The organism is Aeromonas sp. EERV15, from assembly GCF_900079845.1.
GTDB lineage: Bacteria > Pseudomonadota > Gammaproteobacteria > Enterobacterales > Aeromonadaceae > Aeromonas > Aeromonas sobria.
Genome location: NZ_FKKY02000173.1, coordinates 1 through 435 on the forward strand (window position 1 = coordinate 1; position 435 = coordinate 435).

The 435-nt window shown below is 70.1% G+C and carries 1 protein-coding gene; it reads right to left on the reverse strand.

The features are described 5' to 3' along the window. Positions 1-435, reverse strand: a 435-nt coding sequence (locus tag BN4575_RS23020; RefSeq protein WP_176716475.1) for a PepSY domain-containing protein, incomplete at both ends; no start/stop codon positions are given.

Here is a 435-nt window from a genome sequence, read left to right on the forward strand (position 1 = left end):
ACCCCGGCGAGATAGATCCCGCCGCGGATCGGCCCGATGACGTGCATGAGGTACAGGAAGTACCCAAGGTCGCTGCGCGTGGGGATGTGCGCACCCGTCGCCGGATCGATCCACGTGAACTGCCGCAAGTCGGACCGATCCCGCGTCGCCAGCGGGATCCAGGGCACGTGCTCGTCGGGCAGATCCATGTCCAGCCGCACGGCGCCGCGCGCCGCCTGCTGGGCCACCGCCTCCTGCACCCGGTCGAGGACCTGCGCCTCCGAAGCCGGCACGGCGCGCCGCAACCGGGGCTCCTGCCAGCGTCCGAAGTCCTCCCAGTACAGCGCGAACGCGCCCAGGAAGAAGGTCACGAACAGCACGACGGAGACGAGCATCCCGGTCCATGCGTGGGCCGACCAGAAGGCCGCGAAGGTGCGCTCGGAGACCTTCATGCCC